Raw genomic sequence first — 25,530 nt, forward strand, 5'->3', positions numbered from 1 at the left:
TGTGAAGCCCTCTATTATTTTTTCATAAAAGTATTCCGTTCTATGCCACCCAAATTTTAGCTAATTATTACAGATGTGAAAATATTTGTAGTTACACCCCAAAAACCAGAAAGACAAAATTTAAAGCGCCTTTATAAAAAATAAAATTTCTAAAATGACTTTTTTAGCTAAATTTAGAATCAGCTATATATAAATTTTTATACAAAAATATCTAAAGATGTATTTTGCAACATATCCGCCATAGTAAGTCAAGTATACGTATTTATTAGCAAGGCCCTAAGCAGCTTTTTTAAAAGAAAATGCCGATACTTATACAATAAGGCATTATTCAAACTAAATCAAAGCCTGCTTATTTATCTATTAGCGTAACGATCCGAGTTATTTTGTGGCAATTCGTATTAGATGCCCTATCTATTTTATGGTAATTTTACCCTACAAGCCGTTACATCATTTTTGGTATTTGAAAACCCCCGTTGCTATTTAAATCTAAAACGGTAGCGGTATCGTTAATGGACGACGCATTAAAGCCTAGTAAAATTATTAACATAAGGCCTGGGTTAGATGCTTATTTTCCGCTTACATAAATCCGCTAGAAATACGAGCGTTTAAATTTACCGCGCTACGGCCAGTTTTGATTTAGGTTAATCTTAGTCTGGGTTATCTCGTAAAAACTACCTTGGATATCGTTTTATGCGTTTTAATGCTTAGCAGCCTACCTATGCGGCAAAATTTCGTTAGTTTGATTTATAGATTTAGGCTTGAAGTATTGCCTAAATTTACTCGTTTTTTTAAAGTTACGAAAAATAAGCTATCGGCGAAAATCATAAAAATCGTGGCCAAATTTATTATCGCGATAGTAAAATATCCAAATTTAGCTTCTTTATCTTTATGGCTGCAGCAAAAGGTATCAACGGCGCGAGAGCTGTTACGCAAATAAAATTTGAGCCGTGCGCCTCCTGCTTTACTACTGCTCGCCGGTGAAATCCGTTGAAGGTGTGAATGAGGCAAGTCGGCGCAAATTTAAGGGCGGATAAAAATTACTACGACATAAAGATAAATCAAATCAATAAACTATTCGAGCAAACTCCATATTTCTTAATGCGATAACGACGCGTTTTCTATGAGCAAATTTGGCGCCTCGTTCCAAGTCTAAATTTAACCTGCTTAAAATATACGGTTTGCTAAATTTAAATCAAGGTGCGAATACATTTGTGAGATAAAAAGACGTAAAGAGGGAGGGGTAAAACTGCGAGTAGGGTAGGGGGCTTTCGCCCCGCAAATTATGCCAAAGTAGCTTTTAGCATCCATATAGCTTTTTCGTATTTGGCGATTTGATCTTGCGCCATAGTTACGGTCGTGCTGTCTTTTGCTTCCTCCGCGACTTCTTCTAGCTTTTTAAATTCGCCCAGCAAGTGCTCGTACTCGGCCAAAACGCCTTTTAAAACCTCGGTTGGAGTGTAGCTATCTTTGTTGTCTGTTTTTGGATGAGCTAGCTTGTTTAGCTCTTCTATTTTGGTGATAGCTCTACCGCCTAGCTGTATAGCGCGCTCAGCGACGTCGTCAAATATCTCTGCCATATCTTCATAAGCTTTTTCGGTATATTCGTGAACGCTAAAGAACTGAATGCCTTTTACATACCAGTGATAGTCGTGAAATTTAACGAATAACGCGTGAGCGTCGGCCTGAATCTGATTTAATTGAGTAACAACTTTTGACATTTTGTCTCCTTTGATATGATTTATGAGTGAAATTATAGCATAAAAATCTTAAAGAAAAATATATTAGCTAATAAAAATTATCATCTGATATTTTTTAAGATTATAGTTATATTTTTAAAGTGCCGATTTAAAGGCCTCAAGCCTTAGCGCAGCGAACGATTTCTAGTAATATAAAATTTGATTTACGAAATTTGGGCAATGCTGTGAGCAAAAGCCGGCAGAGCGATACTATTTGCGTAGCCCCTTGCCAAAAACGCCCTAAAGGCCGCAAGCCGGGGTTAAAAAGCAAATCTAAACTACGGCTGAAATTTGTTTTTAGGGTTTGCTTTTTGCCAAAGGCGTTTTTAGCGGGAAATTTATGCTTAATAGCATTTTCTTTGCCGTAAAGCTCGCTCGCATACGCCGCAAATTTGTCCATAGCACCCAAGATGCTACGCCTTAAATTTCTAACGTTTTTCGCTATAATCACGCGTTAAATTTTAAAAAGGATACGAATGAAAAAGTTTTTATTTGCCGCCGTTATGCTTTTTAGCGCGGCGTTTGCGACTGACTTGCAAAGCGAAAATTTAGCTAGCCTAAAAGCTCAGTGCCAAAGCGGCGATGCGGCAAAATGCGCGGTTTTGGGCGACGCGTATTATGAAGAATACATCGCTTCGGGCGACGAGGAGGCGCGCAAGCTATCGGTCGCAGCCTTTAAAGAGGCGTGCGATAAAGGAGACGGCGAAGGCTGTGCGGGACTAGGGCTGTCCTATATCGACGAGGGCGATGCGGCAGCGAGCGAAAAGCTACTAGAAAAAACCTGCGATGAGCTAAAAACCGCTACCGCGTGCTACAATCTCGGCTTTTTTAAAATCGACGGACACGGGGGCTTTAAACAAGACGTAAGGGGAGCGATGAAATACTACGAAAAGGCTTGCGACCTTGGCTATGCGGCAGGTTGCGAAGAGCTGGGCGGCATCTACAACGTAGGCGAAGCGGACGTAAAAGCGGATAAAAATAAGGCTCTAAAATACTACGAAAAATCCTGCGCCCTAGGCGGTAAAGACGGTTGCGACGCGGTAAAACTGATAAAAGGCGGTAAATGAAAATCTTATTATTTGCGCTGCTTGCGGCACTAAATTTATTTTCTAGCGAGCCCGGCCTTTCGCCATTGCTAGCCGCAGATACGCTAGAAAAGCTCAAAAAATGCAAAAATCCAGACCTAAACGCTACCAAAGAGTGCGTGCAAGCGGGCATGTTAGCGGCAAACTTAAAGCAAGACTACGGCGCGGCGGAGGGGCTATTTAGCCTAGCCTGCGCCAAAGGAGACGGCGAGGGCTGCTTTTATCTGGGCGAACTTTATAAAAATAACCTAGTAAAAGCCGCGGATAAGAGCGAGCGCGAGACTAAGATTAGCGCGTATTACAAGGCTAGCTGCGTCCTTTACGAGTATTTGCCCGGTTGCTTGGCGCTAGCTAATTTCATGCAAGAAGAGCTGGGCGACGAGGTGCAGTCGTTTGCGATAAACAATACCCTATGCAACAAAAAATACGCTCCCGGATGCTACAACGTGGGCTGGATGATAGAGCGAACGAGAGGCGATATAGGCGAGATGATGGAGTATTACGAGCGTTCGTGTAAGCTAGGCTACGTAGGCGGCTGCGAGAGGGCGGCGTGGCTGTATGAGGGAAATTTCAACGAAAACAGATATGAGCAAGTAAAAAAAGACGCGAAAAAGGCAAAGCAAATGCGAAAAAAGGCGTGCGAGTTAGGCGATAAGCAAAGCTGCTAGGATGCTCATCTTGCCCTTGCTTAGATTTTTGCTTGAGGCTAAGAGCCTGCGACGCTAAATTTTGCCTTGCCTTGCAAAATTTAGCAAGGCAATTTAGATTTCGCATCGCCTTTGATTTTATTTCGCCGCGGCAATAGAACTAGCCCGCGCCCGCAAGGTAATTTCCTGGTTCTTGCCGAAAATACGGCTTTGATACCGTAAGCGCGGCACGGCGAAGTAAAAGCGGTTTTATACGGTGGCTTGCGCGGAGGGCGTCTTTAAAAGAGTGCAAATTTTAGCTCCGTAAGCAAAGGCCGTATTTGCGCCTAAATTTACGTTGCTTGCACCGCGTATTACAGCTTTTGATGAGAGGCGACCGAAGCCCGGTGAGCAAACTTGCCTTGCGGCGTTTGATAAATTATGCTAGGCGGTAGTCTCTTGCCGCAAATTTTGCGCCAAAATTTAGCCGAATTTAGCGCAAAAGTAACGAATAAATTTAAAGGAGAAAAATGAAAAAATTATGTTCCGCATTTGCAGCCTCGCTGATAGCAGGCGCGGTAGCCTCGGCGCAAGACGCCGCACCATACGAGCTAGATTTAACGACGACCACCACATCGACGGTCTACGGAGACTACTGGGACCGCCGTATAGGCTCGCACGATACGAGATTTTTGATATTTAGGGCGCTAGAAGACGGCGTGGAGCTTTGGGGTATGGAGATAAACAGGGGCAGATGCTCTGCGCGGTGGAACGATTTTATAGGCTTGGGATACGATGCGAAAGCGACGATCCGCGTGGGTAAAAGAGACGAAAATTTCGTGGATATAGAGCAGAAGACGCCAAACAAGGACGATCCCGAGGATTTTGATTGGAAGTCGGTTCAAAAAATACCTCTAAAAGACGTGCGAGCGCGGCTGGGTAAGGGTTTTGAGCTAAATTTTAGCGAAGAGATCAAATTTACGCTAGATGAGGGGTGCGGCAAGATAATCGAGGTCAAAGTCGATACGAATCTGGGAAGCTGGGTCACTAGATTTAACTAAATTTAGGCGTTTTAACGCAAGCAAACGCCTCAAAATGCACGCAAAAGCTTTGCCTAAATTTGGTCATTTGCTTAAATTCCACGTCAAATTTCCATCGCGTCCAAACGAGCGCTAAATTTACCCGCGTCGCAAACTCTACGCGCCTAAATTCCCGCCGTTTTTGCAAATTTGCCGCCTGATTTGGCTCCGCTTTTCATCCGCTTAATTTATCAAATCAAAACCCGCGCCTTGCTCTTAAATTTAACCCTAAATCGCGCCGGCTTTTGCTTTATATTTTTGTCCAGTATCTGCTATAATCGCGGTTTAAAAGGAGAAACGATGAGCGTAGAATTTAGCGTCAAAAATAAAAAGCGGCCGCTATTTTTGGGATATTTTAGCGTAATGAGCGTAGGCAAGGCTACGGAGCTGATACCGGATTTGGCGGTGTTTGGCATAGACGAGAATGCCGAAAATTTTGATAAAGAGGCGTTTTTAGGCTCGCTTTTAAGCGAATGCGAGGGCATAGTTTTAGGCATTTGGGGCAAGAGCGGGCGGGGATTTGAGCTTAGCTACGACACTGATACGAAAAGCTACAAAGTGCGCGTAAATACGCCCGCGACGGTATTTGACTGGGTTTTGGCTATCTCGTATCTGCAAATTTTATCGCAAAGACTAGGAAGCGACATCAGGGGCGAGGACGGAAAAATCTATACGCGAGAAATGATAGAAAAATTTGACTACGAGCGCGATATAAACTCGGGTTTGCGGGCGATAAAAGGGCGTTTGGAGGGCGGCGCGACCGTAAATCACTGCTACGGCGTCGTTAGGCCTTTTGCCCTAAATCGCGCGATCATAGATGAAATTTTAGCCGCGCAAAGCCCCGCAAAGGAGTTTAGCGAGCGCCTAACCGCGGTGCAATATCTGGACGCTTACGGCGCAAACCAGCGCTTTTACCGCGCAAACGGCGAAGGCGATATCATCGGCTCGTACGCGCTTACGCAGGGTGTGCCGACTATTTTGCCTTACGAGCCTTTCGTGGAGTGGCAAAATTTGGACTTTGTTAAGCCAAAAGACGTCTCGCGCTGGGAAATTACGCTAGTAGGCGGCGAAGAATGCGACGGCGGCAACGAGAGCGATGATGGTGACGAGGCCTCCCGCTACCGCGTGCTAGCCGAGCTAGATTACTCAGAGTTTATCTCGCGTTTGCCGCGTGAGAGCTACCGCTTTATCGATGCTAGCTATATTTTGGTGGAGGGGCTGGGTTACGAGCGGTTAAGGGCGCTGGCGGAGTAAATTTTAAAACTCGGCTTGCGAGCTGGGGGCTGACGCTGCAAATTTAATCGCCGATTTATGCTTTATTTGCCGTAATTTACCTCGCAAATAAGACCGAGCCGTTAGCTAAATTTACTAGTCGCGCGACTTTGCCATTAGGCTGCGCCGCGTTTATTTTGATTGCCGCTTTGTGCCTTAGAAACGATGAATTTTCGTTGCCTTAAAGCGTCGATAAATCAAGGTCGCGTTAAAATGGACGCCTTTAAATTTACGCTTCAAAACCAGCGATAGCGCGATTTTATGTTTTAAATTTACGGCAAATTTTATCGTTTCGCAGCTTTTGCGTTTAAAATCGGCATTTTAAATTTGCGGTTTTATCGGCGCAAAGGGCGCGGTTAAATTTATCGGCGTTTAAAAAGCGCGGCGTAGTCGCTTAAATTTATTGACGCCTTAACCCAAAAACGAGTCGTATTTTGCGCCAAGCTCATCTTTTAAACGGCGCGCGGGAGGAAAAGATAAAAAAGCGATTTAGGCTAAGGTGCCTGCGTTATTTCATCTTCGGACGAAACGAACGCTTTGCGTCAAAGCCTTTGCTAGCGATTTTTATCTCGTTTGGCACCATGCCTACTGGAGCCTCGGCGTCTTTTTTCGCGGATAAAAACTCAACTAAACTCTGCCAGACGAAATCGGCGTCCAGATAAAGCCCCATCGCGCTAAGCTGCGGATTTATCGCTACGAAGTCGGTAGTTTGCGTCCTTTTAAAAAACACTATGGGCGCGCTTAAATTTTCCTTCTCGCTAGCCCTATCGGCGCTGCTAAGAGCCGCCGGGTCGTTTGCTCTAAGCGCGGCAAAGCGCAAAATATCGCTCTCAAACCGCGAGGCGATATAAGCGCAAAATCCGTCTTTAAACGTCAAAATATCGCCGTTAAAATACATCTCCTCCCGCCCGTTTTCCGCAAGGTCGAAATCGGTGTAAATTTTGCCCTCGGCGGCGAAAATATGAACCAAGTTTTTGCCGATAAAAATCACGGAGTGAAGCAGTCTAGGCATACCCTCGCCTGCATAAAAATCAGTGCTAAGCTTGCCGTCCCTGCCTACGCGTACTTTGTAGCTCAAGCCCGCGTTTTCTAAAAACGGCTTATCGGCCCGGCTAAGACTCCATAGCTCATCTGCGCCAACCGGAGTCGAGTTTCTGCGGTCATAGATTAGCGTCTCGTCAAGGCCGTATTTTGATACCATAAAGTCGTAATTATCTTTAAATTTCGAGATTATTTTCACGGCGCGCCTTTAAATTTACCTCGCCTTAGCCTCAAAAAACGCCGAGATTAGCGAGTTTGTGCCTTGATTTATAAATTTTTGCATCGCTTTTTCGTAGACGGACGGCTTTGCCCAGACGGGCTCGGCCACGCCGCTTAGCTTTTCTAGCTCGGCGCGCGCGGAATAATAATCGCTCACCTCGTCGATGAGCCCGAGTTTTGCGGCGTCACGGGCCAGAAATACCCGCGCGTTGGCCCACTCTTTGCTTTTGTTTGCGTCCAGATTTCTATCCGCCGCCACGTCGCTTACGAACATCTCGTAGCTGGCGTTTACGAGCTCTTGTAGCTGCTCGCGCTCGATCTTGCTCCACGGGCGCAGAAACGTCCCCGCCTCTTTATACTCGCCCGCTTTTACGATTTGCTGCGAGACGCCGATTTTAGCCGCTAGCTCGCTAGCATCCGCGCCTTGCATTATCACGCCGATCGATCCGATAAACGCGCCAGGATTTGCCAAAATTTTGTTTGCGCCGGCACCCGCGTAGTAGCTACCGCTAGTCATCGACCCGCCTGCATACGCAACCACGGGCTTTGCGGCACGTAGATTTTTGATCGCCGTGTGTAGCTCGACGCTAGGCGCCAGCGCGCCGCCCGGGCTATCGATATAAAGCAGCACGCCCTTGATGTCGCCGTCCTTGTGCGCGGCCTCGATCTTTTCTAGCGCTTCGCCTGCGTCCATGATCGCGCCCGATAGATTTATCTGGGTTAGGTTGGGCGGATTTACGCTTTCGCCCTTGCCGCTAAAAAATATCAAAAAGACGATGAGTAAAAACAGCATCGCTTTAAAATAGGTGTTTATAAACCTAAAAATCGCCGCGATCGGCGCAAAAATAAATCTTAAAAATCCCATTTTTTTCCTTTAAATTTATCATTTTCGTGAAATTCGGGCGCATTTTACCATTTAAATTTATAAATTTAGCTAGCGCTCGTTTTACGGTAAATTTTTTGTCGGTTTTAGATTGGCATTTGGGCGGTGATTTAGGGGCGCGAATTTGCAGATTAAAAGTTAGGAAATTTTCGTGCCGAATTTGAAAAAGGCGGTTAAATTCGGCGCTTTGGATGTTGCGGACTTGAAAATTTTAATCAAATTTAGCGGCAAGATCTATCTTTAAAACCCCAAGCCTTAAAGCTCGCGCCCGCTAAATTTAAGGCCTAGGCATTAAGGCCGGTTTAACCGGTCGCTTTAAATTTAGCTTGCAGATTTAGCCTTTGCGGACTTAGTTTTCAAAGCAAGCGAAGATCAAAACTCTGCGTTTGTTTCCCAGATTTTTTCTCGGTCTTTTTCGCTTACCGCGGCTAGTTCGCAAAGCTTGCAAAACGCCTCCCATATCTCCTCGCGCTCCATGGTGTCGATGCCCCGCCCCGCGCCTACTGCATTAAAAACGGAGATAAAATCTTTTAAAACTTTAGCCCGCGCCGCCGCGCTACCTGCGCTAGCTGTATCAAATTTACCCGCCCTCGCCGCCTTTTTGCTAGTTTGTGCTTTTGCGTTTTTGCTCGCCGTTTCCAGCTCTTTGCTAACAGGCCCTGCTTTAATCGCGCTTAGCGTTTTGTGCGCGTCTGCGTAGGCTTTCATCGCCTTTTTGGACGCTGCCGCGCTTACGCCCTCTCTGCCGTCCCAGCCGCGTAACGGATTGTTTAAATTCGCCTCCAGCCACTGATCGCTTCGCGGCTGTTTGATTTCAACGTCCTCTACGTCTTTAAACTCCCTTTTTGCCGCCTCGCAGACCGTTTTTGGAACCGACCGTAGCCAAAGACGCTTTAAATACGGCAGCTGCGCCCTCGCCGGAAAGCTATCAAATCCGTAAACGTCGCTAAGCCGCATAGCTTGGAGTCGTTTAAGCTTAGCAAGCGCGTCGATATTTTTTAGAGTGCCGCCCTGCGCGTTTATGAAAATTTCGCGTAAATTCGGAAAGCTCGCCGCAACATCCGCTAGATCGCCGCACTCGCCGCGCTGCGAAAATATCCGTAGTTCGCGCAGTTTTTCAAGCCCGCTAACGCAAAATCCGCCGCCCTTTAGCTCTAGCTGGATGCCTAAAAGCTCGCCGTCAAAGGGGCAGCGCACGCTTTTTAGCCGCGAGGCGTCGCCCTTTAGCGTGAGCCTATATAGCGAGTCGTTTAGCAAAACTTCCTGCGTGCTGCTAGTATCTAGGGTTAGTTCTTGTACGTACGTGCGCGAGATATCTAGACTTTTTGCGGCGCAGTTTAGCTCCATATTGGTTATCATCGGTGTCGCTTCTAAAAAATCTTTTAAATTTTCATCCCAAATTTCGCTTTTTATCTCGTAGCAAAACGGATTTTGCCGCGCAAACTCGGCGTAAAATTTGCAGTCTTGCAGTTGCCTTATTTCAAGTTTTTGCTTACTCGCGGACTTAAATTTATCCCTGATATCCTTTGGCAGCTCGTTCCACGCAAGCTGCATGCAAATTTGCTCCGTATTTTGCAGGCTTGCTTGCCTGGGCGGCTTGCAAATTGGCGCGGCATTGCCGATAAAAACGGGCTCGGCGTCTAAAATTTCATCCGCGCTTAGATAAAATTCCTCGCGCTCCCAAAAGTGATGACCAAAGTAAAACGGCTTTAGCTTTGCCGCTTCTTTTAGGCCGGGCGGCTCCTTCGTAAATAGGTCTAAAACGACCGCGAAACATCCCGTCTCATCGCCGCCGCTAAGGATTTGCGCAACGAAATAAACGCTCTTTCTTTTTAATCTTACGGCAAAGATGTCGCCGATTTTAGTTTCCATTTTTCTCCTTTAAATTTGCCTTGCGGCACGCTCTTAGTGCGGCGGCTAGTTTAAATCGCCGCTAAATTTGCTTTAAATTTACTTCCGCGCCGCCCACAAATAGCCGCTCGCAGCCCCCCGCGTGCAAAATGAGCATGAGAGGTAGCTGCACCGCGTCCGCCTGCGCAAAACCGCCGTAGAGCGCGAGGTCGGCCAGCTTGCCCTCTTTTATCTCGCCTGCGTCTAAATTTAGCGCCTTTGCGGCATTTTTCGTCGAGGCTAGAAGTAAAATTTTAGCAAGCTCTAGCGGATCAAATTCGGCGTGAATGAGCAAATTTGCCCGCAGTTCGTCAAGGAAATTTAGGCTGATATTTGAGCTAAGGCCGTCCGTGCCGATATTTACGTTCAATCCGGCATCTAGCGCGGCGCGTAAATTTAGCGTGCGTTTGCTAAGTAGTCTGTTCGAGACCGCGCAGTGCGTGAGGCTGTGAAGCTCGCGGTCAAAGCCCGAAAAATCATCCGCCCAAACGCAGTGCGTAAAGAGCGTGCGAATGCCCGAAAACATCGCTACAAACGAGCTTGGCATATAAAGCGGACGCGCGGCGGGGTTAAATTTGCCCAGCCACTCTTTAAAGCCGCCCGAGCCGCTCTCTAGCCAGCTTTTTTCATGCTCGCTCTCCATAAAATGCGTTGATACGACCATCCCACGCTCGCGGGCTAAATTTAGCGCAGCAGCGGCTAAATCAGGGTGCGTGGAGTAGGGCGAATGCACCGAAACCGAAGGTGTAAAAAGCGGACTTTTGCGCTCTAGCGACGCTTCAAATCGGGCGGTGAAATTTGCCAAATTTTGCTCTAACGCAGCTTCGTTAGTGCCTAAAATTTCGTTAAAAAACACGACTCGTCCGCCGCAGTTCGCGCAGGCCTCCAAATCCCCGCCAAAGCTAGAAACCGCTCCAAAGCTCGCCACGCCGCTACGCTGCATGGTTTTTATCGCAGAGGCGATGACGTCCTCGTTTGCCGCCTGCGAGAGCGTGCCACGAGAGGCGATAACGGAGCTTAGCCACTCTAAAAAGTCGCCGTAAACAAGGCTGGTTTTGTTCGTGCTAAACTCTAGATGTACGTGTGGATTGATGAAAGCAGGCGCCAAAACGGCATCCGGATACTCGAAAAACCGCGCATTAGGGTATCTTTTGCGCAACTGCTCAGCCTCGCCAACGGCCTGGATACGCTCATCAAAGGCGACCGCCGCGTCCTCTAAAACGGTAAAATTTTCGTCGCACGGCATTGTAAATTTCGGTTTAACGATGATCATTTTAAGCTCCTATTTTTCGTGATTGTAGCGAAAATTTAGCTTAAAAAATGTATAATCAAGGCTAAATTTAAATCTTTTAAAAGGCTAAAAATGGAAACAAAATCTAAACTAATGGTCATCCAAGGCCCGAATATCAACATGCTAGGCACGCGCGAGACCGATGTCTACGGCTCGATGAAGATGGAGGATATCCACGGGCAGATGAAGCTTTTTGCCGAGCAAAACGATATAGAGATCGAGTTTTTTCAGAGCAATTTCGAGGGCGAGCTGGTGGATAAGATCCAAGAGTGCTTCGGCGAATTTGACGGCATTATCATAAACCCAGCCGCCTACACGCACACATCTATCGCGATCCGCGACGCTATCGCAGCCGTCGGACTTCCGGTCATCGAGGTGCATATCAGCAACATCCATCGCCGCGAAGAATTCCGCCAAAAAAGCCTCATAGCGCCGGTAACTGCGGGACAGATCGTGGGCTTTGGGCCTGTGGGCTATCACCTAGCCATGATCGCGATGCTGCAAATTTTCGAGCAGATAAAAGCTATGAAAGCCGCGAGAGAAAAAGCGGAGTAAAACGAGGCAAAATTTGAAAAATTTTATCCTAAAGGACGAAAACGCCGTATTTCACGAGTGCGGATACAGCTGCGACAACGCGATATTTTTGAGTCTCGCGGGGCGCAAATTTTTCCTCACCGACGCGCGTTATAGCATCGAGGCGCGCGAGCTTTGCCGTGATACCGAAGTGATCGAGATCGAGCGAAATTTGATAAAAGACGCGCGGCTGTTTTTGCGAAAGGCGGGCGTTGCTGAGCTTAGCTACAACCCGTACGATTTTAGCGCGGGCGAGTGGGAAGCTCTAAGTAAGGGGCTTGGGATAAGATTTAAGGCGCGGGCGAATTTTTCGCAAATTTCGCGCATAGTAAAAACCGAAGAAGAGATAAAAATTTTAAAACGCGCGGCGCAGCTAGGCGCTGAAAGATTTGACGAATTTGCTGCGTTCGTGCGCTCTAGCGGCGAAGGGATGAGCGAAGAGGAACTGTTTTTTAACGCCGAGCTCATCTTTAAGAAAAAGGGCGAGCTCGCGCTTAGCTTTTCGCCTATCGTCGCGATCAACGAAAATGCCGCAAAGGCACACGCTCTTCCAAGCAAAAAGCGACTACGTCGGGGCGATTTGCTCCTGCTTGACGCTGGAGTTAAATTTAACCGCTACTGCTCCGATAGGACGCGTACGGCGTGCTTTGACGAAAATTTTAACTTCGGCAAAGAGCAAAATTTTAAAAACGCCAAACGGCAAGAAATTTACGAGATCGTAAAAGAGGCTCAGGCTCTTGCGATCGCGGCGGTTATGCCCGGCAAAAAGGCGCGCGAGATCGACGCGGCGGCTAGGGATTTTATCGCAAGGCATGGCTACGGCGAGGCGTTTTTTCACAGCACCGGACACGGCGTGGGAGTCGATATCCACGAGCTTCCGTTTATCTCAAAGCGCGGAGATACCGTGCTAAAAGAGGGGATGGTCTTTAGCGTGGAGCCTGGGATTTACTTGCCCGGCGAATTTGGCGTGCGCATCGAGGACGTCGTGGTCGTGCGCGAAAACGGGGCTGAAATTTTATGAGGGTAGCGGGGGCGAGACGGTTTAGCAAATGCCTCTTTTTCCCGAAGGTTTTTGATTTTAGACCTGGTTTTAAAAGTAGCGTTATTTTGGGGCTCGGAGGCAATATAGGCGACGTGAAAAAGCGTTTTAATCGGTTGCATTTTAAACTCAGCCGAGACAGCAGGTTTCACGTCGTCGAAAACTCGGCGCTCCTTATCAACGAGGCGTTTGGGTTTAAAGAGCAGGCGGATTTCACAAACGCCGTAATGCTAGTGCAAACGAGCCTTGCCGCGAGGCAAATTTTAAAAATAACGGCAAATTTAGAGAGGCGTTTGGGGCGCATGCGAAGCTTTAAAAACGCGCCCAGAACGCTTGATATAGATATTTTGTATTTTGGCGGACGAAGTAGAAACGACGCGCGGTTAACGCTGCCTCATCCCGGCGCGCAAAGCAGGGCTAGCGTGATTTTGCCGCTTGGGACGATGAAGCGCGTTTATGCTTGCGGGATTAGAATTTGCTAAATTCGGGATTTTAATCTTTACGTTTGCGGGCCCTGTTTTGAGCGAATTTATAAACTAAGCGAGATTTGGCCGCCCTTTTTAGCGATAAAAATAAATCGGCGAATTTTCGTTTAAATTTTTATCGGCAAAATAGCCGCAACGTCAAATACGAGCTAAGTTAAGTTTAGCTGCAAAGCATGAAAACAGGCGAAACCTCGGAACGAAAACTGCTTGCGCGTAGGCGTTAAAATTTAGGGTTTTGAGGTTTAGCGAATTATAGGTTAAATTCGGTTTTGCGGATAAATTTAAGAAAGCTAATAAGCGTAAAGTAAAGCCGCGAAAGCTAAGATGAAATTAGTCCGAAAAAGGTGGCTCGGACGATAAAACGTAACTGGGACGAAGGAGAGAAATTGGCGACGAAATTTTACACGTTTACCGGCGAGAGCAGTATGGAGGCTCTCAAAAAGGCGCAAGACGAGTGCGGCGAAAGGGCGATTTTGGTAACCACAAAGCAAATTCAGCCAAAGACGATAAACAAAAAGCCGCTTTACGAAATTTTAGTAAGCGTCGAAGAAGACCCTGCGGCAGAACCTAAAAAACGCCAGTCTCAAAAACAAAATTTAAAGGCCTACGAGGAGTTTTTGGATGCGCAAAAACCGCCCAAAAAAGCGCAAAAAGTAGCCTCCGGCGAAGAGTTTTTTTTGTCGCAAACTCCGCCTGCGGCTAAACCGGTTAGTATCCAGCCCGCTAAGATAGAGCCTAGCGACTCTCCTCAAAACGGCGAAGATATACTACTAAATATATCAAGAGCGGCCAAAGAAATAAGCCAAATCGCAAACCTAGACTCGCCGCCCGCGCGCCAAGAGCAAAACTACGATAAAAAAATAGACGAAGTCTCTAAGCAAGTAAGCGCGCTAAGCGAAAAGATAAATTTGATCGCAAATATGTTTTGGGAGGAGAAAACCGCAGCTAGAAACCATATCGCCATACCGCCTGAGTTTGCTGAAATTTATAAAGAAGCTAAAAATAGCGGGATGAAGGACGAGCATCTAGAGCAGATAATGAAAATAACCGTAGAAAACGTCCCGCCTCAGATGAAGGCCAGTCCAACTGCGGTAAAAAGGTATTTTAGCTCGCTGCTACGAAAGATGCTGCCTTGCAGGAGCGACGAATTTGACGGTAAACAAAAGATAATGATGCTGGTAGGACCGACCGGAGTTGGCAAAACTACGACACTAGCAAAGCTTGCAGCGCGTTTTGCCTACGGCGAGGGCAAGAGGGCAAAAACCGGCATAATAACGCTTGATACGTATCGTATCGGGGCGGTCGAGCAGCTATTTCAATACGCTAAAATGATGAAGCTACCGATACTTGACGTCATAGAGGCCGATGATTTTAAAAATGCGCTAAAGCAGCTAAATCACTGCGACGTGATCTTGATAGATACCACCGGCAGCTCGCAATACGATAAGGAAAAGCTAGCTAGGCTAGAGACTTTTTTAAAGCGTAGCGATGCGGAAATAGACGTAAATTTAGTGCTTTCGGCCGGATCTAAGGTCGAGGATTTGCTAGAGGTTTATAATAGCTTTAGCTTCCTTGACGTGGATACTTTTATTTTTACCAAATTTGACGAAACGAAGATTTTCGGTAACGTATTTTCGCTAGTTTACGAAACCGGTAAGCCCGTTAGCTTTTTGTGCCTAGGTCAAGAGGTGCCAGACGATATAATGGCCGCTAGGAGCGAATTTTTGGTCGATTGCGTATTGCAGGGCTTTAATAAGGACAAAAAATGAATAACCAAGCCCAAAAGCTACAAGATATGGTAAGCACCCGAACTAGGGCTAAAAATACTAAATTTATAGCCGTAACGAGCGGAAAGGGCGGGGTGGGTAAAAGCACGATAAGCGCAAATTTAGGCAACGTCCTAGCTAAAAGCGGCTACAAGGTCGCGCTTTTTGACGCAGATATCGGCCTGGCTAACCTTGACGTTATCTTAAACGTGCGCGCAGGAAAAAATTTGTTGCACGTATTAAAAGGCGAGTGTTCCCTAAAAGATATTTTGATCGAGATAAAGCCGAATTTAACGCTTATTCCTGGCGAAAACGGCGCAGATATACTTAAATTTAACAATCAATTTTTATACGAACGGTTTTTTGACGAGTCGCGCAGTTTGGACGAGCTTGACTTCGTAATCATAGATACGGGAGCCGGTATCGGCAAAAATAACGACTTTTTTCTAGAAGCCGCCGATGAGATAATAGTAGTTACGATGCCCGATCCCGCAGCTATAACCGATGCTTACGCCGTGATTAAAATGACGGCTAAGCAAAAAGACGATTTTTTAATGGTTTTTAATATGGTAAGAAACGAAAAAGAGGCTGCTAGAATTTTCGAGCATATCAAAAAAGTAGCGGAAGCAAATATCAAAGATGCTCCGAGGCTCGAATTTTTAGGCTATATCAGCGAGGATAAGGACGTATCTAGGAGTATAAAATACCGCACACTTTTTACCGACGATAACGAGACGGGTCCTGCTAGCGAGCAGATGAAACAGATAGCATCAAGGCTTCTTAAAAAATTGGAACAAAAAGTGCTTGATACGGGTACGATAAGCAGTTTTAGCGCGTTTTCTAGGCGTTTGCTGGAACAAATTTAAATTTTAGGATTTGATTTTGAGAGCTGAAAATTTTATAGCGTTTTTTACGGTTTGCGGATTTTTTGCCGGCGTGGTTTTCTCGGCGCTAAAGCTTAACGAGCCTTTGGAGATGATTATGTATACTTTCGCTATCACGCTTTTTTTTCATCTTTTGATCCATATCATTATCATAAACTATGTCGATATCACGCTTAAAAAGCCTTTTGATAAGGACGAATACGAAAAGCGTTCCGATTATCTAGTCTCGGAGCTCGGGCTTAGAGAAAAGCGTATGGATACTATTTTGGGTCAGCTTGGCAGCGAACGCGTCCTAATAAAGCAGACCTTGGGTAGGGGCGACGAAAGCAATGCAAAAGCAGCCTAATCCCTACGCTCAAACGATAAAAAAAGAACAAGACGATATCGTACTAGCTTATACGCCGGCGCTTAGAGCTATGGCGTTTAGATTAAAGGAGCGACTGCCGTCTCATATCGACGTTAGCGATCTAATGGGCGCCGGGCTTGAGGAGATGGTTAGGCTGTCTCGTAAATACGACAAAGAGCGAAATGACTCGTTTTGGGGATATGCGCAAAAACGAGTTTACGGCGCTATGCTTGATTTTTTACGCGGGCTTGACGTAGTTAGTCGCGCAGATCGTACTTTGGTTAAAAATATTGATGCATTGGTGAACGAATACTTTAATAAATTCGAGCGCGAGCCCGAGGACGAGTATCTAGCCGCTATGCTTGAAGAAAGCGTGGAAAAGATAAGAGAGGCTAGGAACGTAAGCGCCGTCGTCGGCGTGCTTAGCATCGACGATCAGATGGAGCTTATGAGCGAGGAAAATACGTTTGAGCGAGTGGAGAGAGAAGATCTGATAGAAAAGATAACTCAAATTTTAAACGAGTTCGAGGAGCGCGATCAGCTCATCGTTCAGCTTTATTATTATGAGGAGCTGAGTCTAAAGGAGATCGGCGAGATCTTGCAGATATCAGAGGGGCGCATCTCTCAGATACATAAGCGTTTAATGGAAAAAATAAGAAAGAAACTCGAAGGTAAATAATGGCGGATATTTTAAGTCAAGAAGAGATCGACGCGCTACTCGAGGTCGTAGACGACGAGGAGGCGAGTGAGTCTATAGGTGAAGGCGGCAAAGAAGAACAGCGTCAAGTAATAATCTATGATTTCAAGCGCCCAAATCGCGTCAGCAAAGAGCAACTACGCGCAATAAAGGGCATTCACGACAAGCTAGCGCGAAATTTAGCCTCTCAAATCTCAAGCGTTATGCGTAGCATCGTAGAAATTCGTCTGCACAGCGTAGATCAGATGACTTACGGCGAGTTTTTGATGAGTTTGCCAAGTCCCACTAGCTTTAACGTTTTTTCTATCAAGCCGCTTGACGGCAACTGCGTTTTAGAGATAAACCCAAGCATCGCATTTCCTATGATAGATCGCTTACTAGGCGGCAACGGCGAGGGCTTTGAGACTAGCAGAGAGCTAACCGATATAGAGATAAATTTACTCGATGCGATCTTAAGGATGATAATGCAACGCCTAAAGGAAAGCTGGGCTACGGTGACTGATATGTATCCAAACGTAGAGGCAAAAGAAAGCAGTCCAAACGTCGTGCAAATCGTCAGCCAAAACGAGATCGTAATAATGGTCGTGATGGAGATCATAGTCGGTAACTCAAGCGGTATGATAAATATCTGCTATCCGGTTATCTACCTAGAGCCGATTTTAAGCCGCCTAGCCAACCGCGATATAATGCTAGGCGAAACGAGCGCGAAAAAGAGCAGAAACAAAGAGCTAAAAACGCTAATCGGACGCGCCGAAGTGTTATACGAGGCTATACTAGGCGAAAGCATCGTGAGCGTGAATGAATTTTTAAATTTAAAAGAGGGCGATATATTGCGCCTTGACCGCTCCGCAAACGATAAAGCTATCGTCACGATAGATAAAAAAGAGGTATTTTTGGCTGAAGTCGGGCTGCATAGATTTAGAAAATCTATCCGCATAGAAGAGCTCATCAGAAGCGATAAAGACGAGATCAAAAATATCTTGGAAAAATACGAAGAAGAGCGTAAGGCTAAGCTCATGAGCTATGACCAAGACGACGAAAACGAAGAAAATATACTAGACGAGGACGAACGAGATGAATGAATTTTTTAAAATTTTCGCAAACGAGATAAAAGCTACGATCGAAGGACTGACCGGCAAGACGCCCGGAGTCGGCGAGAGAAACGAGTACGACGCCCCGGGGCAAGAGGGCATCAAGCCTCCTCTAGCCGTGGCTAACGTGAGCGTAAGCGGCGATATAAACGCAAAGATAATGCTAGCTGTTACGCCCGTGCTAGTAAGCGCGGTAAGCGAGTGGATGCTTGGCGAGGAGGAGATATCTCGCAACGAAAATTTAAGCGAAGATGAGCTAGATGCGGCAAAAGAGGTGTTCTCAAATATCCTCGGCGCGTTTTCTACGAGTCTTGGCGCGCAAAAAGGTATGCCAAAGCTCAGTTTTGAAATCGCAAAAGTAAATTTTCTCGACGAAAACGCGATTTTAGACCTTAGCGCGTATGAAAAAGTATACATCTATCCGGTTAAAATCGCCGATTTAGACGTACAAATCGCGATGTTAGCGGACTTTTAGTTCGTAAAATTTTTTAGTAAAGATCAAAAAGTAGCGGCCGCCGCCTCGCCTTCCCACGCGCCAAAAAGCGAGCTAAGCGCGGACGAGATGCGAAATATCGGTCTGATTATGGACGTTCGTTTGCCTATTCGCGTGCGTATCGGCTCAAAAAAGATGCTACTAAAAGACGTACTCACGATGGATATAGGCTCGGTCATCGAGCTAAATCAGCTAGCAAACGACCCGCTTGAAATTTTAATCAGCGACAAAGTCATAGCCCTTGGGGAAGTAGTCATCGTAGACGGTAACTTCGGTATTCAGATTACTCAAATCGGTACTAAAAAAGAGCGCTTAGAGCAGCTGCGTTAGTGCTAAATTTGAGCAATTTTTCTAAAGGCGTTTAAAATCAAGCCGCGGCCTCGCCGAATTTAGAGCAAAATCGCGGCGTAGGCTAAATTTGCAGGCGAGCGTATTTTTAAAAACCGGAGAATAAATTTACGCGCTAAAAACCAAGGCGGCGGTTTTATGGGTTTTGGCTGATTTTGCGCCGTTTGATACCAAAACCTTTGATAAATTCGGCTAAATTTAAACCGTCTTAGCGATTTTACAAATTTAAAACATACTTAAATTTATCTCGAATTTAATCGCGCGTCATCTATTTTTAAATCCGTTTTAGCTATCATCTCTTTTACGCTTGCGCGGTAAATTCGGTAGCGGTTTACGGCTCTAGCGCGTAAATTTAAATAAAAAGAGAGACGATGGATGAAATCTTAAACGATCTGGCTAAATTTAGGGATTTTATGACATACAAGAACCCGAGCGTTACGTTTTTCGGCTCGGCTAGATTTGACGAAAATAGCAAATACTGCAAAATGGCTTTTAGCCTCGCAAAAGAGCTTGCCGACGGCGGTTTTGCCGTGATTAGCGGCGGAGGACCTGGTGTGATGGAGGCGGTGAACAAGGGAGCGTACGAGAGCGGCAAAAGTCCGTCTGTGGGGCTAAATATCGTGCTTCCGTTTGAGCAAGTGACGAACAAATACGCCACGACCAGCTTTATTTTTTCTAACCTATCCGCGCGCAAATTTGCCCTCATCGAGCGCTCGAGCGCGTTTTTGGTTTTTCCGGGCGGCTTTGGGACGCTTGACGAGCTATTTGAGATCCTGGTACTCGCGCAAATAGGCGCTAAAAAAGCTAAAATTTTCCTCATCGGCAGCGAGTTTTGGAGCAAGCTTGACGATTTTATCAAAACCACGCTGATACGCGAAAAGGCCGTCAGCAAGGAGGATTTGTCGCTTTATACGATCAGCGACGATCTGGATGCCGTGCGGGACGAGATTTTGGGGATATTAAACTAAATTAGCGTACTAAAATTTTACGAAATTTGAGGATTCGGCGATGCTTGACGGGATGCAAGAAGGGCTGCTATTGCGCTTTTTGTCCCGTTTTTACCTTGATTTGTGGCTATATCGCTCTCAAATTTGACGCCGCGCGTGTCCATGACGATTTTAACTGCCGCTATTTTTGCTGCTACGACGGCGCATGATACATAAAAATTTAAAGCTCTAAAATACTGCAAGAATTAAGATGATTAGCCGCAAGTAGGCTTAAGGGTTAGTTAAATTCGGTCGGTGAATCTGCCGGTTGCTTTTATCTAGCGCACGGCGTTAAATTTTGATTTTTGTAAATTTGTTCGCGCGGTTTGGTTTGTGTTTTTAAGCGGATTTGTCGGTATGCTTGTCTTTTACGTAAAATTCGGTAAATTTGACTGCGTCATCGCCGTTTGCAAATCCTGAGTTGCCGTCTCGGTGCGTAAAATCTAGAGCCGAGCAAGGCGTGAAAGTCAAATACCTCGCCACCCTTGGCTCGCAAATTTATAGCGTATTAAGCTATTTTTTATATAATCGCGTCAAATTTATACGAAATTGTCTTATTGTGGGGCTAAGGCGAGATTTGTAAATTTAAAAGCTAAATTTAAAATACAAAACTTTAGGGTGCGGTATTTTTAGATGATTTTTGCGGTTGTGCGGTAAATTTTCGGCGTAGATAGAACATATAGTTCATCGAGCCGAAAATTTACAAACTCCGCAAAAAGCGCTAAAAAGACAAGCCCTCGCAATAGGAAAGAAAAAATGAAAATTTTAATGGCCATGAGCGGCGGCGTCGACTCCACCATGAGCGCCAAAATGCTGCTAGAAGCGGGTCACGAGGTCGTGGGCTGCTATATGAAACTACACAAAAAGCCCGGATATCATGAAAAAAATATCGATAAAGTCGCCCGCGCGTGCGGGTATCTGGGCATCCCCTATCACGTGCTTGATTTGCAAGAGCAGTTTGACAGATACGTCTATACGCCGTTTGTTAGCTCATATAAAGAGGGCAAGACGCCAAATCCCTGCGCGCTTTGTAACCACTTTATAAAATTCGGTGAACTGCTAAAATTTGCCAAAAGTATCGGCTGTGAAAAGCTCGCTACAGGCCACTATATTCGCGTGCAAGACGGTTTTATCAGAGTCGCCGCCGATCCTAGCAAAGACCAGAGCTACTTCGTAGCGCAGGTACCAAAGGAGATAATCGCCGATATGATTTTCCCGCTCGGGGATAAATTTAAAAAAGATATAAAAGAGCTGGCAAAATCTCTACCGAACTTTCGCGAGTACGGCGAGCAGGCCGAGAGTAGCGAGATTTGCTTCGTCGAGGACACCTATATCGAGGTGCTAAACAAGCACTACGAGACGGATTTGCCCGGCGACGTAGTCGATAGCTCTGGGCGCGTGATCGGGCGACATAGCGGCTACATGCGCTACACGATCGGTAAGAGGCGCGGATTTGAGGTATTTGGGGCGCACGAGCCGCATTTCGTACTCGCTATCGACGCGGCAAATAACCGTATCGTCGTGGGTAGCAAAGAGGAGCTTGAGCGCGGCAAGATTGCGGTAAACAGCCTAAATTTGTTCGTAGACGAGAGCGAGTTTGACTGCGACGTCAAGGTTCGCTACCGCAGTATCGGGCTAAACGCGCACGTAAAAGTGCTAGATGGCGGCACGGCCGAGGTCGAGCTAAAACAGAGCGCGTTTGGCGTGGCTAGCGGGCAGCTAGCGGTATTTTATAGAGGCGAGCTGGTTATCGGCAGCGGATTTATCCTATAAACGATACGTAAACCGGCTAGTTTATGCAAGGGCGGGTATAAATTTAGTTTTTGCTCGCTTTTGCAAATTTAGTCGCTAAATTTAATCAGACCCCACTTGCTTATAAAATATCCGCGCGTCAGGGTAAATTTTGTATACTTAAAAATCCGTCGGCGCAATTTGGGTAACGTAAGTCGTAAACTCAAAAAGGCAGGCATCTTTGCTTTTGCCCATTTACGGCTTTTGCGAGATTGTCAAATCGCAAATGTCCGCGAGCAGCCTCAAAGGTACGCGGCTGCGTAAACATTAAAATAAGCGCATTTTGCTACAAAAAGTTAGAAAAAAATCATCGTTGGCAAACCGTTTTTAATCATAACGCTAAATTTCTTTACTAAATCTGATATTTGAGATTTAGTTATAATTGTTTAGCAAGATAATCTTACGGCAATAAATTTAGCGGTTTATTATCTTAAAAATTACCTCGGATATAAATTTGACAGCGCGGCTTTTTGATTAATTTTTATCGAATTTAAATCTATATGCGTGTATCTTGTGATCTAGTGTTTTAAAATTTCTGCTTAATTTGATTAAATCCTTGCTAAGTTTTATTAATTCTTTATTTTAAGATAAGTAAAATATAACTTAAGAAATCGGGTCGATTTTACCTTTTCAAAGGACACTTCATGAATTTATCAAATTCAAAATGGTTTATCGTTTCAGGTGCGGCGCTCGGCGCTTTAGGCGCGTTACTTGCGTATTTCGGCAACCCCGGCAACATGGGCGTTTGCGCGGCTTGCTTTTTACGCGATACGGCGGGAGCTCTGGGCTTTCACCGTGCAGGAGTCGTGCAGTACGTGCGCCCGGAGATCATCGGGCTTATTTTGGGCGGCTTTTTAGCTAGCGTGCTTTGGACGAAGGAGTTTAGCGCGACCACGGGCTCATCGCCTTTTGTGCGCTTTTTTCTCGGATTTTTCGCGATGATCGGCTGCCTCGTGTTTTTGGGCTGCCCGTGGAGGGCGTTTTTGCGTTTGGGCGGCGGCGATATGACGGCGATTGCGGGAGTCGTCGGTATTTTTGCGGGCGTGTGCGCGGGCGTATTTTTCAAAAAGCTCGGCTACGGCTTCACGCACGAGACTAAAACTCAGGCCGCGATAGGTATTTTGCCGACGTTTATCGGTATTTTGCTGCTTGCCGCGCTTGCGTTTGGACTAAAGCTCGGCGAAAACGGCGCGCTTTTTAGCTCCGCAAAAGGCCCGGGCTCCATGCACGCTCCTATCCTGATCTCGCTTGGTTTTAGTATCGTCGTGGGCGCGCTAATGCACAAAAGCAAATTTTGCAGCGTCGGGGCGTTTGGCAGGCTTTTCAAAAAGGATTTTTCGATGTTTACGGGGATCATCAGCATCGTGGTCTTTGCCAGCATCGTAAATTTAGCGCTCGGGCAGTATAAATTCGGCTTTGAAGGCCAGCCTATCGCGCACAACGACGTGCTTTGGAATTTCCTTAGCATGACGCTAGCAGGGCTTTGCTTTAGTCTCGGCGAAGGCTGCCCCGGCAAGCATCTCGTGCAAATGGGCACTGGCAATCTAAGCTCGGTAATCTTCGTCATCGGTATGGCGGCGGGCGCGGCCGTAGCGCATAACTTCTTGCTCGCCAGCTCGCCAAGCGGCATAACGGCGGCGGCTCCGTGGGCGGTGGCGATGGGGTTTGTTTTTGCGGTTTATGTGGGATTTTTTCACAAAAAATCCGCTTGATTCCCCATAAACGACGGATTTTAGAGTAATTTTTTCTATACCCGCTTTGGTTACGGACGACGAGTCCGCGCCCTTGCGGGTAAGAAAAAATTATTTAAACTACGCCTATTGCGTCTTGAATATTTGTCGCACATCTTGCTAAATTTGTAAATTTGACTGCATAAATTTAAAACCTTGCTAAATTTGACATTTTCGCGGTGCGGATCTGGGCGAGCAAAGGACGAAATGCCGAATTTTCAAATTTGATTTATATAAAAAGCGAGCTGGAATTTGCAAAATTTGATAGCGATCGGGAGTAAAAGCGGGCTAAAACGTCATGATCTAGCCCGCAAGAAATAAAACTTTTATCTAAAAAGCCGTCAAATTTGCTCGGCGCGTATATCAAAGCCGAGTCAAGTAAATTTAGCCTAAAAGTCCGGCGCCTTTGATCGCTTGACTGCGCTCTTTTGCATAGATGCGCTCGCCTCCTATGACGTCGTATTTCCAGATCGGCGCGTTAGCCTTAAAGTCCTCTACAAACTCGTTTATCAGCCGCAAGGCTACCTTTCTTTGCGGGCTAACGACGCCTGCGACGTAGGAGCTCTCGTGTACCGGCACGTCGCCTCGCGAATGCGCGAAAAGTACGTATGCGTCCAGATCCTTTGCCTTTTGCTCCCAGCCCGCTAGCCATTTGCGCAGGATCGGCTCGTAGATGTCAAAGCTAAGCGCGCTGATGCCGCCTTCCTCGCGCACGATGCCCGTAAACGTGATGAGCGCGCCGCAGTTTTTGTCCTTAAACTCGTCGTACCAAGCATTTGTGATCGCCTTGGCGTCTAGGCTTCCTTCAAAAATCTGCATCTTAACCTCCGCAAACCGGCGGTAAAATGGAAATTTTATCCCCGTCTTTTAGCGGCGCGTCAAGAGAGCTCGCGATCTCGTCGTTTACGGCGACGGCGCAGATTTTTAGCCACTCGCCGAGCTGCGCGTATTCGCCTAGTTTTTCTTTTACTTCGCTTAAATTTGCCGCTTCTAGCTTTAAATTTTCCATTTTTATTGGGCCCAAAAACTCGATTTCTACCATAAATTCGCCTTTGAAATTAAATTTTTTTCTTGATTTTACTTAAAAAAATATTTAGATATACTTACGCCAAATTTTTAACGAAAGAGCCGTAATGAACGAAATATTAAGCAAAATAAAAACACCCGCCTATGTCTGTGAAGAGGCCAAGGTACGCAAAAATCTAGAAATTTTAAAACGCGTCAAGGATGAAAGCGGCGCGAAGGTGCTAGTCGCCCTAAAAGGCTTTGCGTTTAGCGGCGTTATGGGGCTTGTCGGCGAATACCTAGACGGCGCGACGTGCAGCGGCCTGCACGAGGCTAAATTTGCCGCAAAATATGCTCGCGGCGAGATTCACACGTATTCTCCGGCATTTAAAGATGAGGACATAGATGAGGTGCTAGCGCTCTCAAAGCACGTGGTTTTTAACTCCTTTGCGCAGTGGGCTAAATTTAAGCAAAAAGCCCTAGCCGCTGGCGTTACCTGCGGCCTTCGCGTAAATCCGGAACTCTCCGTCGCGCCGACTGACGCTTATAACCCGTGCGGCAGGTATAGTCGCCTAGGCATCACTCGCGCAAATTTTGACGCAGACGCGCTTGAGGGTATCACGGGACTACATTTTCACGCGCTTTGCGAGGAGAGCGCGCAGAGTCTGGAGACCGTGCTGATGGCGTTTGAGGAGAAATTTGGCGAGTTTATCCCGCGCATGAAGTGGGTAAATTTCGGCGGCGGACATCACGTGACAAAAGAGGGCTACGATGTAGATCTGCTCATAAATTTGATCAAAAACTTCCGTGCAAAATACGGCGTCGAGGTCTATATAGAGCCCGGCGAAGCGGTGGGCTGGCAGACGGGATTTTTAGCCGCTTCGGTGCTTGATTTCGTGCAAAATGAAAAAACCATAGCAATCCTAGACGTCTCGGCCGAGGCGCATATGCCAGATACCGTGCTGATGCCGTACCGACCGGCGGTGCGAGGCGAGAGCAAGGGCGGTAAATTTAGCTACCGTTTCGGCGGAAATACCTGTCTAGCGGGCGATATCGTGGGGCTTGACGCGGGCGAGCCGGAGTATAAATTCGACGCGCCGCTAAGCGTGGACGATAAGGTTATATTTGAGGATCAGATCCAGTACTGGTTCTTGTAAAACACGACCTTTAACGG

Annotated in this window: 24 protein-coding genes and 2 pseudogenes; 17 read left to right on the plus strand and 9 right to left on the minus strand. The window is 46.4% G+C overall.

Going from position 1 to position 25,530, the window contains the following annotated elements:
- Positions 1–1,280 precede the first annotated feature (1,280 nt).
- Positions 1,281–1,718, minus strand: a complete 438-nt coding sequence (locus RYL88_RS02170; protein WP_002949626.1) for a DNA starvation/stationary phase protection protein — start codon at positions 1,716–1,718, stop codon at positions 1,281–1,283.
- A 494-nt stretch (positions 1,719–2,212) separates the two neighbouring features.
- On the opposite strand from RYL88_RS02170, the gene RYL88_RS02175 reads away from it, so the two are divergent.
- From RYL88_RS02175 to RYL88_RS02185, 3 genes are all read left to right on the plus strand, one after another.
- Positions 2,213–2,803 (plus strand): tetratricopeptide repeat protein, encoded by a 591-nt coding sequence (locus tag RYL88_RS02175; RefSeq protein WP_314988772.1) that lies wholly within the window; start codon positions 2,213–2,215, stop codon positions 2,801–2,803.
- Positions 2,800–3,489 (plus strand): tetratricopeptide repeat protein, encoded by a 690-nt coding sequence (locus RYL88_RS02180; protein WP_314988773.1) that lies wholly within the window; start codon positions 2,800–2,802, stop codon positions 3,487–3,489. Before RYL88_RS02175 ends, RYL88_RS02180 begins: the two co-directional genes overlap by 4 nt.
- 488 nt (positions 3,490–3,977) lie before the next feature.
- A complete protein-coding gene (locus RYL88_RS02185) occupies positions 3,978–4,508 on the plus strand; it encodes a hypothetical protein (RefSeq protein ID WP_314988774.1) in 531 nt (176 codons plus the stop codon).
- Here RYL88_RS02185 and RYL88_RS02190 read toward each other — a convergent pair.
- A complete protein-coding gene (locus tag RYL88_RS02190) occupies positions 4,501–4,674 on the minus strand; it encodes a hypothetical protein (protein WP_314988775.1) in 174 nt (57 codons plus the stop codon). The two genes, RYL88_RS02185 and RYL88_RS02190, sit on opposite strands and share 8 nt — an antisense overlap.
- 152 nt (positions 4,675–4,826) lie before the next feature.
- Between RYL88_RS02190 and RYL88_RS02195 the strand changes: the two genes are divergently transcribed.
- Positions 4,827–5,780, plus strand: coding sequence for a DUF4299 family protein (locus RYL88_RS02195; RefSeq protein WP_314988776.1), 954 nt, complete (start codon positions 4,827–4,829; stop codon positions 5,778–5,780).
- Between the two features lie 526 nt (positions 5,781–6,306).
- On the opposite strand, the gene RYL88_RS02200 is transcribed toward RYL88_RS02195, so the two are convergent.
- From RYL88_RS02200 to RYL88_RS02215, 4 genes are all read right to left on the minus strand, one after another.
- On the minus strand, positions 6,307–7,038 hold the full coding sequence (locus tag RYL88_RS02200) for a hypothetical protein (RefSeq protein WP_314988777.1): 732 nt from the start codon (positions 7,036–7,038) through the stop codon (positions 6,307–6,309).
- A gap of 15 nt (positions 7,039–7,053) precedes the next feature.
- A complete protein-coding gene (sppA, locus tag RYL88_RS02205; RefSeq protein WP_314988778.1) occupies positions 7,054–7,923 on the minus strand; it encodes a signal peptide peptidase SppA in 870 nt (289 codons plus the stop codon).
- 390 nt (positions 7,924–8,313) lie between these two features.
- A complete protein-coding gene (locus RYL88_RS02210) occupies positions 8,314–9,813 on the minus strand; it encodes a hypothetical protein (protein WP_314988779.1) in 1,500 nt (499 codons plus the stop codon).
- A gap of 61 nt (positions 9,814–9,874) precedes the next feature.
- A complete protein-coding gene (locus tag RYL88_RS02215; protein ID WP_314988780.1) occupies positions 9,875–11,104 on the minus strand; it encodes a metal-dependent hydrolase in 1,230 nt (409 codons plus the stop codon).
- A gap of 90 nt (positions 11,105–11,194) precedes the next feature.
- Between RYL88_RS02215 and aroQ the strand changes: the two genes are divergently transcribed.
- From aroQ to RYL88_RS02265, 10 genes and pseudogenes are all read left to right on the plus strand, one after another.
- Positions 11,195–11,677 (plus strand): type II 3-dehydroquinate dehydratase, encoded by a 483-nt coding sequence (aroQ, locus tag RYL88_RS02220; RefSeq protein WP_314988781.1) that lies wholly within the window; start codon positions 11,195–11,197, stop codon positions 11,675–11,677.
- A gap of 13 nt (positions 11,678–11,690) precedes the next feature.
- A complete protein-coding gene (locus RYL88_RS02225; RefSeq protein ID WP_314988782.1) occupies positions 11,691–12,716 on the plus strand; it encodes a M24 family metallopeptidase in 1,026 nt (341 codons plus the stop codon).
- Positions 12,713–13,216: a 2-amino-4-hydroxy-6-hydroxymethyldihydropteridine diphosphokinase gene (gene folK, locus RYL88_RS02230; protein ID WP_314988783.1), complete on the plus strand. Its 504-nt coding sequence runs from the start codon at positions 12,713–12,715 to the stop codon at positions 13,214–13,216. The genes RYL88_RS02225 and folK overlap by 4 nt, the downstream gene beginning before the upstream one ends.
- A gap of 428 nt (positions 13,217–13,644) precedes the next feature.
- Positions 13,645–14,988 carry a flagellar biosynthesis protein FlhF gene (gene flhF / locus RYL88_RS02235; protein ID WP_314748296.1) on the plus strand — a complete coding sequence of 448 codons (1,344 nt, stop codon included), beginning with the start codon at positions 13,645–13,647 and terminating at the stop codon, positions 14,986–14,988.
- Complete coding sequence (locus tag RYL88_RS02240; RefSeq protein ID WP_314988784.1) at positions 14,985–15,851, plus strand: MinD/ParA family protein; 867 nt, start codon at positions 14,985–14,987, stop codon at positions 15,849–15,851. The genes flhF and RYL88_RS02240 overlap by 4 nt, the downstream gene beginning before the upstream one ends.
- 16 nt (positions 15,852–15,867) lie before the next feature.
- Positions 15,868–16,215, plus strand: a complete 348-nt coding sequence (locus RYL88_RS02245) for a hypothetical protein (RefSeq protein WP_295143146.1) — start codon at positions 15,868–15,870, stop codon at positions 16,213–16,215.
- The gene (locus RYL88_RS02250; RefSeq protein ID WP_295143149.1) at positions 16,199–16,894 is read left to right on the plus strand and encodes an RNA polymerase sigma factor FliA; all 696 of its coding nucleotides are present in this window, start codon (positions 16,199–16,201) and stop codon (positions 16,892–16,894) included. The genes RYL88_RS02245 and RYL88_RS02250 overlap by 17 nt, the downstream gene beginning before the upstream one ends.
- Positions 16,894–17,994, plus strand: a complete 1,101-nt coding sequence (gene fliM, locus RYL88_RS02255; protein WP_295143153.1) for a flagellar motor switch protein FliM — start codon at positions 16,894–16,896, stop codon at positions 17,992–17,994. Before RYL88_RS02250 ends, fliM begins: the two co-directional genes overlap by 1 nt.
- Positions 17,987–18,826: pseudogene (gene fliY, locus RYL88_RS02260) on the plus strand (flagellar motor switch protein FliY). Before fliM ends, fliY begins: the two are co-directional and overlap by 8 nt.
- 389 nt (positions 18,827–19,215) lie before the next feature.
- Positions 19,216–19,812, plus strand: coding sequence for a TIGR00730 family Rossman fold protein (locus RYL88_RS02265; RefSeq protein ID WP_295143158.1), 597 nt, complete (start codon positions 19,216–19,218; stop codon positions 19,810–19,812).
- Between the two features lie 357 nt (positions 19,813–20,169).
- Here RYL88_RS02265 and RYL88_RS02270 read toward each other — a convergent pair whose 3' ends face one another.
- A complete protein-coding gene (locus RYL88_RS02270; protein WP_314988785.1) occupies positions 20,170–20,313 on the minus strand; it encodes a hypothetical protein in 144 nt (47 codons plus the stop codon).
- Positions 20,314–20,586: 273 nt separating this feature from the next.
- Here RYL88_RS02270 and mnmA point away from each other — a divergent pair, with 273 nt between their 5' ends.
- Positions 20,587–21,603 carry a tRNA 2-thiouridine(34) synthase MnmA gene (mnmA, locus tag RYL88_RS02275; protein WP_314988786.1) on the plus strand — a complete coding sequence of 339 codons (1,017 nt, stop codon included), beginning with the start codon at positions 20,587–20,589 and terminating at the stop codon, positions 21,601–21,603.
- 662 nt (positions 21,604–22,265) lie between these two features.
- A complete protein-coding gene (gene yedE, locus RYL88_RS02280) occupies positions 22,266–23,333 on the plus strand; it encodes a YedE family putative selenium transporter (protein ID WP_314988787.1) in 1,068 nt (355 codons plus the stop codon).
- A gap of 402 nt (positions 23,334–23,735) precedes the next feature.
- Here yedE and RYL88_RS02285 read toward each other — a convergent pair whose 3' ends face one another.
- Both RYL88_RS02285 and RYL88_RS02290 read right to left on the minus strand, forming a co-directional pair.
- Positions 23,736–24,170 (minus strand): molybdenum cofactor biosynthesis protein MoaE, encoded by a 435-nt coding sequence (locus tag RYL88_RS02285; RefSeq protein WP_314988788.1) that lies wholly within the window; start codon positions 24,168–24,170, stop codon positions 23,736–23,738.
- A gap of 1 nt (position 24,171) precedes the next feature.
- Positions 24,172–24,393, minus strand: a complete 222-nt coding sequence (locus RYL88_RS02290) for a MoaD/ThiS family protein (RefSeq protein ID WP_314399109.1) — start codon at positions 24,391–24,393, stop codon at positions 24,172–24,174.
- 91 nt (positions 24,394–24,484) lie between these two features.
- On the opposite strand from RYL88_RS02290, the pseudogene nspC reads away from it, so the two are divergent.
- Positions 24,485–25,510 (plus strand): annotated as a pseudogene (gene nspC / locus RYL88_RS02295) (carboxynorspermidine decarboxylase); the annotation flags it as partial.
- Between the last annotated feature and the right edge of the window lie 20 nt (positions 25,511–25,530).

This window comes from uncultured Campylobacter sp., assembly GCF_963517995.1.
In the GTDB taxonomy this organism is placed as follows: domain Bacteria; phylum Campylobacterota; class Campylobacteria; order Campylobacterales; family Campylobacteraceae; genus Campylobacter_A.

Coding starts and splice junctions, on each gene's coding strand:
- RYL88_RS02180 (WP_314988773.1), top strand. CDS start 2,800: ATGAAAATCTTATTATTTGCGCTGCTTGCGGCACTAAATTTATTTTCT.
- RYL88_RS02290 (WP_314399109.1), bottom strand. CDS start 24,393: ATGGTAGAAATCGAGTTTTTGGGCCCAATAAAAATGGAAAATTTAAAG.
- RYL88_RS02170 (WP_002949626.1), bottom strand. CDS start 1,718: ATGTCAAAAGTTGTTACTCAATTAAATCAGATTCAGGCCGACGCTCAC.
- mnmA (WP_314988786.1), top strand. CDS start 20,587: ATGAAAATTTTAATGGCCATGAGCGGCGGCGTCGACTCCACCATGAGC.
- RYL88_RS02215 (WP_314988780.1), bottom strand. CDS start 11,104: ATGATCATCGTTAAACCGAAATTTACAATGCCGTGCGACGAAAATTTT.
- RYL88_RS02175 (WP_314988772.1), top strand. CDS start 2,213: ATGAAAAAGTTTTTATTTGCCGCCGTTATGCTTTTTAGCGCGGCGTTT.
- RYL88_RS02185 (WP_314988774.1), top strand. CDS start 3,978: ATGAAAAAATTATGTTCCGCATTTGCAGCCTCGCTGATAGCAGGCGCG.
- aroQ (WP_314988781.1), top strand. CDS start 11,195: ATGGAAACAAAATCTAAACTAATGGTCATCCAAGGCCCGAATATCAAC.
- RYL88_RS02265 (WP_295143158.1), top strand. CDS start 19,216: ATGGATGAAATCTTAAACGATCTGGCTAAATTTAGGGATTTTATGACA.
- folK (WP_314988783.1), top strand. CDS start 12,713: ATGAGGGTAGCGGGGGCGAGACGGTTTAGCAAATGCCTCTTTTTCCCG.
- sppA (WP_314988778.1), bottom strand. CDS start 7,923: ATGGGATTTTTAAGATTTATTTTTGCGCCGATCGCGGCGATTTTTAGG.
- RYL88_RS02285 (WP_314988788.1), bottom strand. CDS start 24,170: ATGCAGATTTTTGAAGGAAGCCTAGACGCCAAGGCGATCACAAATGCT.
- RYL88_RS02210 (WP_314988779.1), bottom strand. CDS start 9,813: ATGGAAACTAAAATCGGCGACATCTTTGCCGTAAGATTAAAAAGAAAG.
- RYL88_RS02250 (WP_295143149.1), top strand. CDS start 16,199: ATGCAAAAGCAGCCTAATCCCTACGCTCAAACGATAAAAAAAGAACAA.
- yedE (WP_314988787.1), top strand. CDS start 22,266: ATGAATTTATCAAATTCAAAATGGTTTATCGTTTCAGGTGCGGCGCTC.
- flhF (WP_314748296.1), top strand. CDS start 13,645: ATGGAGGCTCTCAAAAAGGCGCAAGACGAGTGCGGCGAAAGGGCGATT.
- fliM (WP_295143153.1), top strand. CDS start 16,894: ATGGCGGATATTTTAAGTCAAGAAGAGATCGACGCGCTACTCGAGGTC.
- RYL88_RS02240 (WP_314988784.1), top strand. CDS start 14,985: ATGAATAACCAAGCCCAAAAGCTACAAGATATGGTAAGCACCCGAACT.
- RYL88_RS02195 (WP_314988776.1), top strand. CDS start 4,827: ATGAGCGTAGAATTTAGCGTCAAAAATAAAAAGCGGCCGCTATTTTTG.